General features: G+C 57.3%; 9 protein-coding genes. 6 read left to right on the top strand and 3 right to left on the bottom strand.

What is annotated here, in order from left to right:
- Window positions 1-135: 135 nt before the first annotated feature.
- Complete coding sequence (locus RBH33_RS04770) at window positions 136-1,947, top strand: autotransporter assembly complex protein TamA (RefSeq protein ID WP_306730995.1); 1,812 nt, start codon at window positions 136-138, stop codon at window positions 1,945-1,947.
- Complete coding sequence (locus tag RBH33_RS04765) at window positions 1,944-5,522, top strand: translocation/assembly module TamB domain-containing protein (RefSeq protein WP_306730994.1); 3,579 nt, start codon at window positions 1,944-1,946, stop codon at window positions 5,520-5,522. Before RBH33_RS04770 ends, RBH33_RS04765 begins: the two co-directional genes overlap by 4 nt.
- A gap of 20 nt (window positions 5,523-5,542) precedes the next feature.
- On the opposite strand, the gene RBH33_RS04760 is transcribed toward RBH33_RS04765, so the two are convergent.
- Entirely contained in the window at window positions 5,543-7,441 is a 1,899-nt protein-coding gene (locus tag RBH33_RS04760) for a putative bifunctional diguanylate cyclase/phosphodiesterase (protein WP_306730993.1), read from the bottom strand.
- A 175-nt stretch (window positions 7,442-7,616) separates the two neighbouring features.
- Between RBH33_RS04760 and RBH33_RS04755 the strand changes: the two genes are divergently transcribed.
- On the top strand, window positions 7,617-8,417 hold the full coding sequence (locus RBH33_RS04755; protein ID WP_306730992.1) for a TatD family hydrolase: 801 nt from the start codon (window positions 7,617-7,619) through the stop codon (window positions 8,415-8,417).
- 83 nt (window positions 8,418-8,500) lie between these two features.
- On the opposite strand, the gene RBH33_RS04750 is transcribed toward RBH33_RS04755, so the two are convergent.
- A complete protein-coding gene (locus tag RBH33_RS04750) occupies window positions 8,501-10,081 on the bottom strand; it encodes a glycoside hydrolase family 28 protein (RefSeq protein WP_306730991.1) in 1,581 nt (526 codons plus the stop codon).
- Window positions 10,082-10,241: 160 nt separating this feature from the next.
- Entirely contained in the window at window positions 10,242-11,636 is a 1,395-nt protein-coding gene (locus tag RBH33_RS04745) for an MATE family efflux transporter (RefSeq protein WP_306730990.1), read from the bottom strand.
- A gap of 146 nt (window positions 11,637-11,782) precedes the next feature.
- Between RBH33_RS04745 and radA the strand changes: the two genes are divergently transcribed.
- The 3 genes from radA to RBH33_RS04730 all read left to right on the top strand — a co-directional run bounded on the left by radA (window position 11,783) and on the right by RBH33_RS04730 (window position 16,440).
- Window positions 11,783-13,156, top strand: a complete 1,374-nt coding sequence (gene radA, locus RBH33_RS04740) for a DNA repair protein RadA (RefSeq protein WP_306730989.1) — start codon at window positions 11,783-11,785, stop codon at window positions 13,154-13,156.
- 122 nt (window positions 13,157-13,278) lie between these two features.
- Window positions 13,279-14,373: a porin family protein gene (locus tag RBH33_RS04735; RefSeq protein ID WP_306730988.1), complete on the top strand. Its 1,095-nt coding sequence runs from the start codon at window positions 13,279-13,281 to the stop codon at window positions 14,371-14,373.
- A 39-nt stretch (window positions 14,374-14,412) separates the two neighbouring features.
- Window positions 14,413-16,440, top strand: coding sequence for a BCCT family transporter (locus RBH33_RS04730; RefSeq protein WP_306730987.1), 2,028 nt, complete (start codon window positions 14,413-14,415; stop codon window positions 16,438-16,440).
- Window positions 16,441-16,521: the final 81 nt, after the last annotated feature.

Here is a 16,521-nt window from a genome sequence, read left to right as displayed (position 1 = left end):
CGCGACGCTGAAGTTAACAAAAAATAACTTTCAGATTGACGAGTTCACTTTGAGTAAGCGGGTCTAACTGGTTAGAGTAGTGGTCTTGATCCGTCGGGGCACAGCCGGCAAGCACTGCTGTGAAGTACTTCAACCTTGGAAGACTGGTTTGTTATCCGAGACTTTGCCTTGTTAATTTTTCGCCTTTCTTCGCCCAGACTCGGGCGCCGTGCGCTGGTGGCTTTCGCCACGCTGCTTCTGACCTCCGTGGCCAGTATGGCTGCTGTGGCCGACAGTCCCAGAATCACCATCGAGGGTGGTCCCGAGCGCTTGCGCGACAATGTGCGCAGTTTTATTCGCATGGGGGATGAACCCTGTGCAACGCCTGAATGGCGTTTGCGCGCGCGTATGCGGGAGCTGGACAATCAGATTCAGCGGGCGTCTCGAGCCGTGGGCTACTACCACGTTCAATTCACACGCGAACTCACTCGCGACGAGAACTGCTGGGGGCTGCACATTGATCTGGACGCGGGACGTCCTGTGCGCATCACCCAAGTGGACATTCGCATTGAAGGTGAGGGCGAAACCGACCCCCGTTTCCAGTCGCTAACTCGACAAACCACACTGGTGGAGGGTAACCGCCTCGACCATGGGGAGTACGAATCCTTAAAAGGCCGTTTCGGCGCTGTGGCTTCCGCGCGCGGGTATTTCGACGCGCGCTTTGTGCGCTCTCGGGTCACCGTGGACACGGAGGAGTATTCCGCCCACGTGGAATTGGTTTACCGCACCGGCCGGCGTTACCGGTTCGGCGACGTAACCATGGAAAACGACATACTCAGCCAGGACTTCCTGTTCCGCTACCTAACGTTTGAGCCGGGCGACCCCTACGACATGTCACGGCTTTTGGAACTCAAGAGCCGCTACAGCGGCAGCGATTACTTTAATTATGTGAACGTGGTGCCGAGGTTGCGTCAGTTGGGGGATGAGGATGTTCCGGTGGAGATCCAGTTGGAGGGGCGCCCGCGCCACGGCTACTCTGCGGGTGTCGGTTACGCCACGGACACGGGGCCGCGGCTATTGCTCGGTTACGAAAACCGTTACGTCAATGATCGTGGCCATACGTTTAATACCGAATTGCGCATCGCCGAGGTCGGCGGCAACATTGCGGCGTCTTACCGTATCCCCATGACCCGCCCGGCACACGAGAGTGTGCGTTTTTATACAGGCTATCAGCGGGAGCGTGTGGCCGACACCGAAAGTAATCTGTGGACCGTGGGTACCAGTTACATCCGTTCTGAGGAGGGCAGCGATTGGCTGCAAACCTACTCCGTCAACTACGAACAGGAAGATTATGTGGCGGGCGGGATACGCCGCACCTCGCATTTGGTGGTGCCTTCAATCAGTTTGTCGCGTACCAAATCTGACGAAAGCGCCTATCCGCTTTCCGGCTGGAGCCTCATGGGGCGCCTGTCCGGTTCCCCTCAAACGCTGGGGTCTGACATCAGTTTTGTGCAGGTTTACGGTCGCGCCAAATACATCCAGGCGTTCGGCCCCGGCCGGTTTTTGGTGCGTGCCGAAGGTGGCGCCACGGATGTCACTGATTTCAGTTTGCTGCCCGTCTCCCAGCGATTTTTCGCCGGTGGTGACGCCAGTGTGCGCGGCTATAGTTTCCGATCTCTGGGGCCCAGTGTGATGTCTCCAGACGGGGATGAAGAACTGGTCGTCGGCGGCAGTCATTTGTGGGTCCACAGTGTCGAATACGATTATCGCTTCCGGCCCAGCTGGGCGGCGGCGGTGTTTTTTGATCAGGGTAATGCCTTTGACGGGACTGACATGAATTTGAAGCGCGGCCTTGGTGTGGGGGTGCGTTGGATTTCGCCCATTGGTCCGGTGCGTGTCGATGTGGCCAGAGCCTTGGATGACCCTGGCGGCTGGGGTTTGCATTTGAGTATAGGTCCGGATTTATGACCCTGGTGTGGAAAGTACTTTTTTGGCTCAAATGGAGCCTGCTGTCAGTGCTGATCACGCTGGTGCTGGTCTTGGCGCTGGTGAGTTCTCTGGTGTCCACGCAATGGGGTAGCCGCTGGGTATTGAATCAAGCCGCGCAGCGTTTACCGCTGGAGCTTGGAGCGGTGGAAGGCAACCTCATCGAAGGGCTCGACATTAGTTATCTGGAGTTTATTCCCGAGTTGGAAGAAGGGGAGCCACCTCAGCGCTATCGAGTGGAAGGCTTGAGTTTTCGGTGGCGCCCGGTCGCTCTGTTGGGACGTGCTGTGTCTATTCAGTCGTTGAGTGCTGACTCGGTGCTGCTGGTGCTGCCCGAGGGCGAAGAAGACGAGGAGCCCGCCGAGGCCATTACCGACTGGCCCGACTTGGCGCTGCCGGTGAGCATCAGATTAGGCGATGTGGAACTGAACAACATCCGCATTGAACAGGGCGACACGGTTACCGAATTGCAGCGGGTCAGCGGTTCCATAGCGTTGGGCGCTTTCAATTTGCGGGTATCGGAACTGGAAGTGATCAGCGAGGAATACCAGGCCAGTGTCAATGGTCGCATTGGCGTTCGTTATCCTTATACCGCTGACCTTCGCGTTGTCTGGGCGTACCGATTGCCTATGGAGGACGGGGAGCCACTGGGTTTGAATGGGCGTGGGCATCTTACCGGCAATGTCGAAGAAATCACGCTGGAACATCAGCTGGCCGCACCTTTGGCATTGAGCTCTGTGGTGCGATTGCAACCGCGCCTCGACGACGCCGAACAAGACCCTTGGCTCTCCCTGCGCAACCGTTGGCAGAACCAATCGCCGCCGTCCGCGTTTTGGCCCGAGGAGCAACCCGTGCCAGTGACCTCCGGCGAACTTTCCGTTGAAGGTTGGCTGGACGCCTACCGGTTGGCGCTGACCACTCAAGTGCGCACTGACGACTTACCGGACCTGGATGCGCGCCTCAGTGGTGTGGGAAGCCTGGAGCAATTCGACATTGCCGAAGCCCGTGTGCGGATGCTGGATGGGGTGCTGGACGTGAGCGGGCTGGTGACTTGGCTCCCCGGCGTGACTTGGGATCTGAACATCGACGCGCGAGAGCTGAACCCAGAAGTGTTCCTGGAAGACTGGCCGGGCGTCATTAGCGCCGCCTTCGCCACCCGGGGTGAGCTGGGAGATGAGGGGCAATTGCGGGCTCGGGTTCAGGATCTACAGCTCTCGGGTGAGCTGCGCTCCATCGCCCTGGCCGCTTCGGGGGCGGTGGACTATGAAGGTGACCGCATCCAAGCCGAACAGTTAAATCTGGCTATGGGCTCCAACACCTTATTCATCGACGGCTATGCTGTTCTGGACGGCGAACAAATGCCCTCGGATGTGGCACTTGATTGGTCCCTGGAGGCGCCGGGTCTGGCGGAGTTGGACCCTGGTCTCGGTGGCAGCCTGTCGGCCCACGGTCGAGTGGAAGGCAATCTGGAAGATCCGCGCGTACGCCTTAGTGCACGCGGGGAAGATCTTCGGTGGCAGGATGAGTACCACCTGGAAAGTGTGCTGGTGGACCTCGATCAAATCGACCCGGCGCGCTTCCGCGTGTCTGTGGATGCCCGTCAGATTACCGCAGCTGAGCAGGTCATTCAGCAAGTCTTGATGCAAGGCTCAGGTTCCATGGCCGATCACAGCGTTGAAACGCGTGTAATTAGTGAGGAGCTGGGGGAGATAACTTGGGTGCTGGCGGGCGGCTACGATGCGGAGCGCTGGCAAGGGGAGATTCGTAAATTGTCTCTGCTGCCAACAGAATACCCGGCCGTGCATCTGGCAGCAGCAGCGCCATTAACCCTTAGCGCCGATGAGGTAGCACTGGGCAATTTCTGTCTTCGCCCTGAACTGCCCGCCTGGCTTGATCCGGACAGCGAACGCGGTGCGGCCGAGTTGGAAGCGCGTCTGTGTTCGCGGGCGCAGTGGCGACCGGAGCAGGGCGCCCAGGCCGAGGGCGAAATCTTGGCGTTACCCCTGCGCCTTGCACACGCTTTCCTGCCCGCCGATGTTCGCGTGCGCGGCATGCTGCAGGGGCGCTTCTCTTTCACAGCGCCGCCCGAGTCCGCGCCCAGCGGGCGTTTGTTACTGGAAACCGAAGGGGCGGAAATTCACCATATGTGGGGCGTTGAAGACGCCGATACCTATCCCATTGAGCGCTTCGAGGTGAACGCAACCCTGCAAGACAATCAAATCCAAGCCACTCTGCTTAGCGACTGGGGTGACTATGGTGACATAGGGGCAGAGCTGGGATTGCTGCTGGAAACCGGCGAGCTGGATGGCAAGCTAACTGCCAATTTCGCCAACCTGGCGCCACTGGAAGCCATGGTGCCGCAACTGCAAGATGTAACGGGCGAATTGAGTGCTGAGTTCGCGCTCGGTGGCACCCTTACCGACCCGGAAGTTAAAGGTACCGCTGCACTTGCTGATGGCTCAGCCAGAGTCCCTGAAGCGGGGCTGGATTTAGAGAACATTGGCCTGCGCGCCACGGCCGACTTGAACCGCATCACCCTGGAAGGTGAGGTTTCCTCTGGCGAGGGGATTTTGCGCCTAGAAGCGGCGCTAGAGCGTCTGGGCGAGCCCGACTGGCAAGGCCAAGCCTCACTGACAGGAGAAAACTTTCAGGCTTTGAATACGCGGGAAATCACAGCGCTTCTCACCCCTGACTTGACGTTACGAGTCAGCGCTGAGGAGCTGCGCCTGGAGGGCTCGGCCACCATTCCCGAAGCGCGCGCGAACATTCAAACCATTCCAGAAACCGCCACGCAGGTGTCCGGCGACGTGGTAGTACGGCAAGAACTTGAAGAGGAAGAGGCCGAACCAGGGATACCCGTATTCGTAGACTTGCGCCTGATTCTGGGCGACGAGGTGCACTTTGAAGGCTTTGGTTTGACCAGCCGTCTCTCCGGTGAACTGGGGCTGCTGAAAACCCCCACTCGGGATCTGTTTACCACGGGTGAGGTGGGCGTTGCCGAGGGCCGGTATGAAGCTTACGGTCAGGACCTGACCATTGAACGGGGGCGGCTAATCTTTCAGGGGCCCTATGATAATCCGGGGCTGGATATTCGCGCTGAGCGCACGGTGGAGCAATACGTGGTGGGGCTGGAGATCGGCGGCAGCTTGCAAAGCCCGCGCAGTCGGGTTTTCTCCACCCCTACGCTGCCCGATAGTGAGGCCATGGCCATGTTGTTTACCGGGCGGCCACTGTCCGGAGGCAGCTCGGCGGACGGCAATATGCTGATCAACGCCATTGGCAGTCTGGGCTTGGAACGCAGTGGTTTTATTACCGAGGAAATCGCGCGCACCTTTGGTTTTGATGAAGTAACCATTCAGACCGAAGACGACGTAACCGAAAGCACCTTGCACATCGGGAAATACCTAACCCCCCGGCTGTTCGTCCGCTATGTGGTGGGGCTGTTTGATCAAACCAACAAAGTGGGCTTCCGCTACGACGTAACGCGAAACCTGCATTTGGAGGGCGAATCGGGCGTGCATCAGAGTGTTGATGTGATTTTTAAAATCGAGCGTTAGCCACTGGGGGTAATAGCGGACTAGGGCTGTTCCAGGCAGTTCTCACGCTCCCGAAGAAGCTGCTCCAAATCCCTCGCCGGCAGAGGTTTACCGTACAAATAACCCTGGGCGTAGTGACAACCCAGGGTGCGTAAGTAGTTTGCCTGGGCCTCCGTTTCCACGCCTTCCGCAATGGTCTTAAGGCCAAGCCCTCGCGCCAGAGTAATAATGGAACCAACGATGGCCTGATCGTCTGGGTCGCTGTCCAAGTCGCGTACCAAGGACATATCAATTTTCAGGGTGCGCAGATTAAAGCGGCGCAGACAGCTCACGGATGAGTAGCCGATACCGAAGTCGTCCATGGATAAGCTGATGCCCGCCCGGGTGAATTGGTTGGTAATGCGGATGTTGTGCTCCGCGTCCTGCATGGCGGCTGTCTCGGTTAATTCCAGCTCCAAATATTCAGCGCCCAGCTCGGCTTCACTGAGTATTCCCAGCAAAATTTCGAAGAAATTATTTTGGTTGAACTGGTGAGTTGACAGGTTCACGGCCATTCTCACCGGTGTCAGCCCAGCACTGCTCCAGCGGTTGAGCTGTTGTGTTGCTTCGCGCAGGACCCACTCTCCCAGCGGCAGTATCAGCCCATTGGTTTCGGCAATGGGTATGAATTCCTGGGGTGGGACATCGCCCAGCTCGGCATGGTGCCAACGCAGCAGTGCCTCAATACCCACCAGGGTTCCATCCGCCAAGTTGTATTGCGGCTGGTAGTACACCTCGAATTGTTGCTGCTCCACGGCTTGCTTCAAGGCGCTTTCCAGCGTCATGGTACGCGCGTGTTTGGCTTGTTGTTCTGACGTAAAAAAGCGATAGACGCCGCGCCCATCTTGTTTGGCCCGATACATGGCGATATCGGCACTGGTGTAGAGCTCATCCAGCGTATGGCCGTCGGACGGATAGAGAGCTATGCCCAGAGAACAGGTCACTGATAGGCTGTAGCCGGAGATTTGAAAAGGAGCCTTGAGCAAATTGAGCAGCTTTTGCGCCGTATGGGCGGCGCCATTGGCGTCGGTATCCGGCAGCACCAGGATAAATTCGTCCCCGCTGCGCCGCGCGAGCGTGTCCTGATCACGCAACGCCAAGGCCAGCCTGCGCGCAAAACCAATCAGTAACTCATCGCCTACATGGTGGCCGAGGCTGTCGTTAATCTGTTTAAAGTGATCCAGGTCCAGAAATACCAGAGCCATGGATTTGCCACTTCGTTTGGACATCCCCAGTGCAAAGTGAGCGCGCTCATCCAGCAGCAGGCGATTGGGCAAATTGGTGAGAGGGTCGTAATAGGCCAAATGCTGCACTTGCTCCTGGCTGTGTTTCAACCCGCTGATGTCGCTGATAATACCGATGTAATGGCAGACCTCCCCCTCCTCGTTGCACACTTGACTGATGCTCAACCATTCTGGGTAAATACTGCCGTCCTTGCGACGGTTCCAGACTTCGCCCTGCCAGCTGCCGGTGCTGGCCAACTCGCTCCACATGGCCTCATAAAATGCGGCGTCGTGGCGGCCCGAAGACAGTAGGGCAGGTGTCTGTCCTAAGGCTTCCGCTTCGCTGTAGCCGGTGATGCGCGTGAAGGCCTTGTTAACCATAACAATACGCTGGTCGGGCGCGGTGACAATAAAGCCCTCGTTGCCGTACTCAAACAGCTTGGCCGATAAATCGAGGCGAGAATCCTTTGCCGAAGTCACTCGGCACCGAAACCACAGCAGGCTTATGCTGACCAAAGCCACCAATGCGCAAAGGCCCGTGGCCATTAACCACACGTTGCTAAGGGGGGGGGAGGTGAGCGCCAAGGCTGCCAAGGCAGACGTGGCCAACAGGGCCGTCACGGTGAGCAGCCCAGGCTGACCTGCGAGCCGGGCGAGAGAAGAGCGGACGGATAACATAGGGCTCTCAACAACGGTTTTTTGTTAGGATGGCGTCATGCCCGTTTGGCGCCTAATACGACTATTGTAGTACTTTTCTGAGAGCCGGGGATACGACCGAATGCCGCAGAACTTGGCTTCGGCGTCCCCCAGGGAAGTGCTTCCTTTTTCAAATCAGAGGCTTATGAGGTAATTCATGTCTGCCATTCCGTTAATCGATATCGGTGCAAATTTAACCAACCGCCGCTTTGCGACCGATTTGGACGAGGTAATGGCCAGAGCCCGTGAGGCTGGAGTGGCGCACATAGTGATTACAGGCACGTCAGAGAACGCGAGCCGGGACGCGCTGCAACTGGCGCAACAACACCCCGGCTTTATGAGCGCCACGGCGGGGGTTCATCCTCATGACGCGCGGCACTGGCACTCGGAATCCGCTGATCGGCTGGCGGAGCTGCTCAGCGAGCCAGAGGTGGTGGCCGTGGGGGAGTGTGGGCTGGATTTTAACCGGGATTTTTCGCCCCGTGATCAGCAGCTTACCTGTTTTGAGGCGCAGCTGCAGTTGGCGGTTGAACTGCAAAAGCCGGTGTTCTTGCATCAGCGCGATGCCCACGCGGCGTTTTTAGCGCTGCTGAAAAAATATCGCTCACAACTGAAAGGCGCGGTCGTGCACTGCTTTACCGGAGCCACTAATGAGCTGCGGGAGTATTTGGAGCTGGACTGCCATATCGGTATCACCGGTTGGTTGTGTGACCCCAAACGCGGTGCTGATCTGCGGGTTCAGGTGCGCGACATACCGGTTGATCGATTGATGATCGAAACCGACGCGCCTTATCTAACCCCTAAAAATCTGACGCAAAAGCCCAAAAACAATCGCAATGAACCGGCGCTGTTGCCGGTAGTGCTGGAAGCTCTGGCTGAGTGTCGCGGAGAATCTGTGGAGGTTCTGGCGGAGCACACCGTCAGAACCTCACGGGCGTTTTTTGGGTTGGGGAATTAGCGGCCTCCGACCAGGCGATTACCTTCCCTGTGCTGGCGCCGGTTGCCGTGATCGTAATTATAGTGAGGATTGCGGGCCCGCGCTTACCAGGCTTGGCGGGTTGATTCAGGGTTGACCACCTCGCGCGACACATCGCGGCCAAACTGAATGTCGTCAATCTCCAGGCTATCGTCAATAAAAACAGCGCCGGTGTAGCGGCCTTCCAGGCGCAGAGGGCCGCCGGGCACGCGATCTTGTAGTGAAACACGCTCCAGTCGGAGCTCATAAGTATCCATTACCTGCATGGCCAGCGATTGGGATCGTACGGATACGTCTTTGAGCACCAGGTTTTTTACCCGGGTGACTTGGACGGCCATCTCCGCGTTGGTGATTTTCACGTTCTCCAAGGTAATGTTTTCCAGCCATTTTTCCGGCAAGCCGGTCAGGTTAATGGCGGTGGGGCTGCGATCAATGCTGATACTTCTCAGGCGTATATTGCGTACCAAAGGCGCGGGGCCGGTGGCCGAGCGGCCGGTAAAGAACGTGTTGATACTCACCCCTTCGTAGGTGAGATTGCGCATAGTGATATCGCGTACCCAAATATTTTCTACCACATTGCCTCGACCGCGCTCAGTGCGAAAACCGATACCGCGGCCGATGCCATCGAACAAGCCGTTGTGAACATAAACGTTGCGAATGCCGCCGGAGGTTTCGCTGCCAAACGCCACGCCAGTGTTGCGCACATTGCGGGCGGAGAAGTGCCGGATCACGACGTTCTCTGTGGGAATATTGATATTCAGTCCGTCTTCATTTAGACCCGACTTCAAGACAATGGCGTCGGAATCTGTCTGTATGTCGTTGTGCTCAATCAATACATTCCGGGACGAATCCACGACGATGCCGTCGCCGTTGGGGGCTTTCATACTTTCGATTCGGGTTCGGCGCACGATAATGTTTTCGCTGTACACCAAGTGCAGGTTCCACATGGGGCCGTCGACTAATCTAACGCCCTCCACCAGAATGTTCTCTGATTTCCAAAACACCACAAAGCTGGGCCGCATGCCTTCCATGCCGGAGCCTTTGCCAAAAATGCGCTGGGATAGCGGAAACTGGCTGGCGAGCACGCGGGGGGGCGCGCCGTGTTTTTCAAACCAGTCCCACCAAGGTTCACCTTGACCGTTCAGAGTGCCTTGCCCGGTGATCGCGACGTTTTCCACATGAGCGGCGTAAATCATTGGAGAGTAGTTGTAGGCCTCGACACCTTCGTGGCGCTGATGGACCACGGGCAGGTAAAGTTCCCGGTCGGTACTGAAGAAGACCTCGGCGTTCCGCTCCAGGTGCAGGTTGATATTACTTTTTAAGTGAATGGGGCCGCTGAGCCAATTACCAGCGGGAATGACCACCTTGCCGCCACCGGCTTCGACGGCGGCTTGGATGGCCCGGCGCACCGGTTCGGTGATCATGGGGCCGTCTTGCCCGTCCATTTCCCGAGCGCCGTAATCACGGATATTGAAGCTCTTTTCTGGAATCGTGGGCCGGGTTAGTTGCTCCATGGGGAAGGGCGGAGCCAGGCGCTCAATGGTTTCCTGCGCCGTCACCGCGCTCGCAGCTAGCATGAGCCACAGCGCTGTCGCCACGGCCGCCAGAGGTCGCAGTGCCGAGGGCAGCAGTGTCGGTTTGAACATAGGGAGCTCCCAGCTTTATCAAGTTATCAACGGCTCACTGCGTAGCAGCCCCGCGGCGAGGCGGGCACGCCTTGTATCATTCTTAGAGTATGTTGATCCCGGTGCCAGGTGTCTCATTGGGATGGCTGCGTGTGGATCGTCCGTTGGATACTAGCACTTTTTATACCGGCTGTGGGAGCTCCCGGAAGCGCCACAGGCGCAGGGTCAACAAGACGCAGGCACAGCTCAGTCCGACGATCAAAGCCAACCAAAACCCCGAGGCGCCCAGGGCTGGCACCAGCCAGTCGGTAAAGGTCAGTACATAGCCCAGAGGCAGGCACAGGCCCCAAAAAGACAGCAGCATAATGCCCAGTGGCATGCGCGTATCCCGATAGCCGCGCAAAGCGCTGATCGCGGTAACCTGCAGAATATCCGCCAACTGAAAGATGGCGGCGAATACCAACAAGTGCTCAGCGATCTGCTGCACACCCGGGTCGTTGGTGTACAAAGCGGTAATCAAGCCTCGGCCCCAAAGAATCAACGGTACGTAGGTGACGGCCACAGCCAGCCCCAAAAGCAATGAGCTGCGCGCCACCAGACGAGCGTCGCTGGGTGCTCCGGAACCCAGCAAAAAACTCACTCGCAGCGTCAGGGCCATGCCCAAACTGAGTGGCAGCATAAAAAACAGTGAAACCACGTTCAGAACAATTTGATGTGCGGCCACCACCTGCGCACCCAAAGGTGCCAGAAACAGGGCGATCACCGCGAACATACTGACTTCCACGAAAATCGTCGCCCCAATGGGGAGCCCCAAACGCAGCAGGGAGACAATGTCCCGCCAGCGCGGTGCCGACCAGTGAGCCAGCAGGTGGAAGCGTTGGTAGTGGCGGCTGCCGTACAGGTACAGCAGCAGAGCCAAAGCGGCGATGCTGTTGGAGAGCGCCGTGGCCCAACCGCAGCCCACACCGCCCATGGCGGGCAGACCCAACTTGCCGTAAATAAAAATGTAATTCAGGGGTAAGTTGAGCAGGGCACCAAATAGGGAAAACACCATAATCACGCGCGTATGGCCGAGCCCGTCAGTCAATCCGCGCAGGGCCGCAATCAACAATAGGGCAGGTACGCCCCAGGAAAAAGCGCGCAGATAACCTTGCACGATTTGAGCAGTGCTCGCGTCAAGTCGAAGCAACCGCAACACCGGCTCCACGTTGATCAGCAGCAGTATCATCAGCACCGCAGACACCGCCGCGATATAAAGACCCTGCCAGGTGGTGGGCATAACCCGACCCAACCGACCGGCGCCCAGTTGCCCGGAGATCGTCGGTTGCAGTGCGCTCAAAACACCGAAGAAAAATAACAGCAGGGGCATCCACAGGCTGGAACCAATGCCCACAGCCGCCAAGTCCTCGGCGCTGTAGTGGCCCGCCATAATGGTGTCGATCACGGCATTGGCGGTCTGCGCCAGTTGCGCCACCAGAATGGGGCCGCCCAGCACGGCCAGTGTTTTCCACTCGCTGAGTACCCGGGCGGTACGACCGGGTACGGCGGGCGGTGGGGGCTGGTGGGTCTGATCCATGAGTGCGGAGCCAATCCGGAAATTTCGGGGCCTCACTATACCGAAGTTTGTGCTGCCTTTGGGGCGTGTGCTTGACCTTCGCTGTACTGGCGCCACAATAGCCATACTTCGGGCCGATTCACGGCCGGTTTAGCAGGGGAACGTCCGTGGCCAGCAAATCCAAAACCGCCTATGTGTGCAATGAATGCGGCGCCGACTACAGCAAGTGGCAGGGTCAGTGCAGCGAGTGCGGTACCTGGAACAGTGTCGTGGAGGTTCGTCTGGGGCCCACGGCCAGCAACCGTTCTGCCAAGTTTGAAGGTTATGCGGGAGGTGCGGGAGGCAACCCGGTACAGGCGCTTGCGGACATCAGCCTGGGCGATTTGCCCCGCTTTGGCAGCGGCGCCGGGGAATTTGACCGGGTGCTGGGGGGTGGTTTTGTGCCCGGCTCAGTGGTGCTGATCGGCGGCAGTCCGGGCGCGGGGAAAAGCACGCTGCTGTTGCAAACACTGTGCAAGTTAGCGCAACGCATGAGCGCGCTTTACGTAACCGGGGAGGAGTCCTTGCAGCAAGTGGCCATGCGTGCCAAGCGTTTGGAGTTGCCCACCGATAAGTTGCAAATGCTTAGCGAAACCAGCGTTGAGGCCGTGTGTGCGGCGGCGCAAACCGTCGGTCCCAAAGTGATGGTGGTCGACTCTATACAAGTCATGCATCTGAACGACATTCAGTCCGCGCCCGGCTCGGTTTCTCAGGTGCGTGAGAGCGCCGCTTACCTCACTCGCTTTGCCAAGCAAACCGGAACGGTAGTGATTTTGGTGGGCCACGTCACCAAAGACGGTTCTCTGGCCGGCCCCAAAGTTTTGGAACACATGATCGATTGTTCCGTACTTTTGGAGGGAGACAACGATTCCCGTTTTCGCACCTTGCGCGGTCACAAAAACCGTTTTGGCGCCGTCAATGAATTGGGCGTGTTCGCCATGACTGAGCAGGGCATGAAAGAAGTCAGCAACCCCTCGGCGATTTTTTTGCAGCGCGCTGAAGACGTCGCTTCGGGTTCTGTGGTGATGGTCATGTGGGAGGGCACCCGCCCGCTTTTGGTAGAGTTACAGGCGCTGGTGGATGACAGTCATTTGGGTAACCCCCGGCGGGTAGCGGTCGGTTTGGATCAAAATCGCTTGTCCATGTTGCTGGCTGTTTTGCATCGCCACGGTGGCGTTATGGTGGGCGATCAGGACGTGTTCGTGAACGTGGTTGGGGGTGTGCGCGTGATGGAAACCAGCGCTGACCTGGCTCTGCTATTGGCCATAGTGTCAAGTTTTCGCGACCGGCCCTTGCCGGAAGATTTAATGGTATTTGGAGAGGTGGGGTTGTCCGGCGAGATTCGCCCCGTGCCCAGCGGTCAAGAGCGCTTACGCGAGGCGTTTAAGCATGGGTTCAAACGCGCTATAGTGCCGAAAGGCAACGCGCCCCGGGAAAAGCACCCAGGGCTGGAAGTCGTGGCGGTTAAAAACCTTTCCGAAGCACTGGACGCGATCGGTTAGTTCACGTCAGCCACATGTGACGAAGTGTTTTTAATGGGCTCTTGATTCACTCTGAGGAGCTGGCCTCTGCGCGCTGTAAAGTCGAGTTGCCTGGCTTTACCGTTGACGGACAAGGAGTGACGATGAAGACCACTACACGTCTGCAAACAAAAGTCCTGCAGTCCTTGCTGTTGTGTTTCTTTCTCGTGGTATCCTGCGCGCGCGCGGAAACAAATTTTACCCTCGGTTTCTGGGCGAACTATCGTTATTTGCCTGACGACTCCGCCAGTCGCGAAACCTGGGGGCAGATACGCGACGAAGCCATGATTCTCTATGCCAGTGGCCGAGCGCCAGAAGGCGACAGAAGTTGGCTGTATGAGAGTGAGCTGCGTATTGGACCCGGCAGCTTCACCGACCCAAACAACAACTCCACTGGCAACAATTTCGCCTTCAAAACCGCTTGGGTTGGCTGGGAGCTGACCGAGTACCACACTTTAAGAGTTGGACAAACTCGGGTGCCCTTCGGGTGGAACACAGTTAATTTTTGGCCCGGAGACATACTCCTCGGCGGTTTCGGGGATCATACCGATGTGGGTATCAAGCTTTCCCGTCGAACAGCGCGCTGGGATTACGACGCCGCTTTTTTTCTCGCCGACGACTGGGGTGGACGAAGTACGGATACCGTCGACGACAATGCACACTGGGGCAGCTCCACCACATTCCGCAAAGTGCGCACCTGGGTTGGCAACCTGAGTTATCACCTGTCAGACGCTCACTCTATCGGTTTAGCGGCACAGGCCGGTGGTTTGCAGGATCTCACCGACTTGGGTAGTGATGAGGTGGACGGGAATCATGAGGCGGCGATAGTGTACTATCAGGGGACGTTCGACAATTTCTACGTCAAGGCATCCTTTATCACCACGGAAAGAGAGCTACCCCCGCTGTATCGTCAGGAAGCACAATTACCGGAAAAAATTCGCAACCAGCGTTTGGCTACGGAGATCGGCTACGATCTGGGCCCCTGGTCTTTTTATTGGGACTGGACCGCCGCCTTTCCAAACACAGATGACTCCCAGCCCAGTAAAGTGACGGCGCATGTGCCGGGCTTGAAGTACAACTATGGACCGGGTTGGATTTATCTCGAGTTTTTGTCTCAAAGCGGCGATCTGGATCGGGATGGCCGCGTAGCGGAAGGGGACTTTGAAGCGGTTTATGTCACGATAGATTTTTACTTGTGAAGAGCCAACACTTTCTGGACGTTGAGGTAGAACATGAAAATGTCCGAGCAGTCGCACAAAGACGAGGGCTCATCTGGCCAGCCCGAGTCCACTTCTAACCGGAAGCCGTGGATTAAAATTAACCCACCGGTATTTCTGAGTTCGTCAATTCTCTCGTTACTGTTCGTGCTTTTCGCGGTTGTGTTTTCGGATCAGGCCGAGGAAGTGTTCTCTGCCATCCAAAGCTGGGTGGTACAAACAGCGGGATGGTTCTACGTACTCGCCGTAGCCCTTTTTTTAATTTTTGTGGTTCTTCTGGCGTTGTCAGATTACGGGCGTATCAAACTGGGGCCGGATCACAGCGAACCCGACTATACCTATCTGTCCTGGTTCGCGATGCTCTTCTCCGCTGGTATGGGCATCGGCCTGATGTTCTTCGGGGTCGCCGAGCCAGTAATGCACTTGATGAGCCCGCCGATCGGGGATCCCGCCACGGCAGCAGCGGCCCGAGACGCCATGCGCATCACCTTTTTTCACTGGGGGGTTCACGCTTGGGCTATCTACGCGGTTGTGGCTTTGTCCTTAGCCTACTTTGCCTATCGGCACAATCTGCCCCTGACTATTCGCTCCTCCCTTTACCCGCTGATTGGTGAACGCATTTACGGCCCCATTGGCCACGTCGTAGATACGTTCGCGGTGTTGGGTACTTTGTTTGGTGTGGCTACATCTCTGGGGCTGGGGGTTATGCAGATTAACTCCGGCATCCACTACCTGTTTGATGTCCCTGTCAGTGTGGGCATACAGGTTCTTTTGATTGTCGGTATTACCGGGCTTGCCACCTTGTCTGTAGTGCTTGGGCTGGACGGCGGTATTCGTCGCGTGTCGGAACTGAATATGATATTGGGCGTGACTTTGTTGGTGTTCGTGCTGGTAACGGGGCCTACGTTGTACTTGTTGCAAACCTTCGTACAGAACACGGGTTACTACCTGTCCAGTCTTGTGGATACTACTTTTAATCTATATGCGTACGAGCCCCGCGACTGGATCGGAGGTTGGACCCTGTTTTATTGGGGCTGGTGGATTGCGTGGTCGCCGTTTGTGGGCATGTTTATTGCCCGTGTATCCCGTGGACGGACCATTCGCCAATTCGTGACCGGTGTGCTTTTAGTGCCTGTGGGTTTCACCTTTATTTGGATGACGTTTTACGGCAACACCGCCATTCATATGATCCTGGCGCAGGGCATGGTGCAACTTGCAGAGGCTGTTGCCGACGATCCTTCGGTGGCTTTATTTCAGTTTTTTGAGCGGTTGCCCTTCCCCGTTGTGGCCTCATCGATTGCTACGTTGCTGGTGATTACGTTCTTCGTTACGTCGTCGGATTCCGGATCGCTGGTAGTGGATATGCTCACTTCCGGTGGTACGGACGACGAATCGCCGGTTTGGCAGCGTATTTTCTGGTCGGTGACCGAGGGCGTGATTGCGGCCGCTCTGTTACTGGCCGGTGGTCTGGCAGCCCTGCAAACCGCTACCATTTCCAGCGCCTTGCCGTTCACCATCATCATGCTGCTGATGTGCTGGGGGTTGCTGCGCGCATTGCGTCTGGAAATGGTCAAACGCACCAGTTTACGGGAGGCTATGCTGGCGCCCCGTGCGGTGCAAAGCCCCATATCGTGGCAGAAGCGTCTGGCACTTATGGTGCGGCAGCCTCGAAAAGAAGAAGTTTTGGCGTTCCTGTCGTCAGTGGTTAAACCCGCATTGCAAAGCGTGTGTGACGAACTGTCGAAACAACAAATTAACTCAGTCGTAGTCAGTGACGATCAGGACCGCGTCTGGCTTGAAGTGGCACACGGCGACGAGTTGGACTTTTTCTATTCCGTGCACGCGCGTCCGTATACGCCACCGTCGTTTGTCATGCGAGACACGCGCAGTGCCCGCGGCGAGCGCTTGCGCTATTACCGGGCCGAGGTTTACCTCAAAGAGGGCGGGCAGGATTACGATGTGATGGGGTGGAGCAAGGAGCAGCTGATCGCTGACGTCCTAGACCAATACGAAAAGCATATGCACTTTTTGAATACGCTGCGTGAATGATGCTTGCGGATTTAACGTAGGCGGATCACTCCGGTGCAAAGCTCACTGGACGACGGCCAGCATAGCCTCTGGACTCAGCCG

It is taken from the genome of Marinimicrobium hydrolyticum, from assembly GCF_030848505.1.
Lineage (GTDB): Bacteria > Pseudomonadota > Gammaproteobacteria > Pseudomonadales > Cellvibrionaceae > JAVDDU01.
The sequence above is the reverse complement of the archived record's forward strand: the minus strand, read 5'-3'. Positions and strand labels throughout refer to the sequence as shown.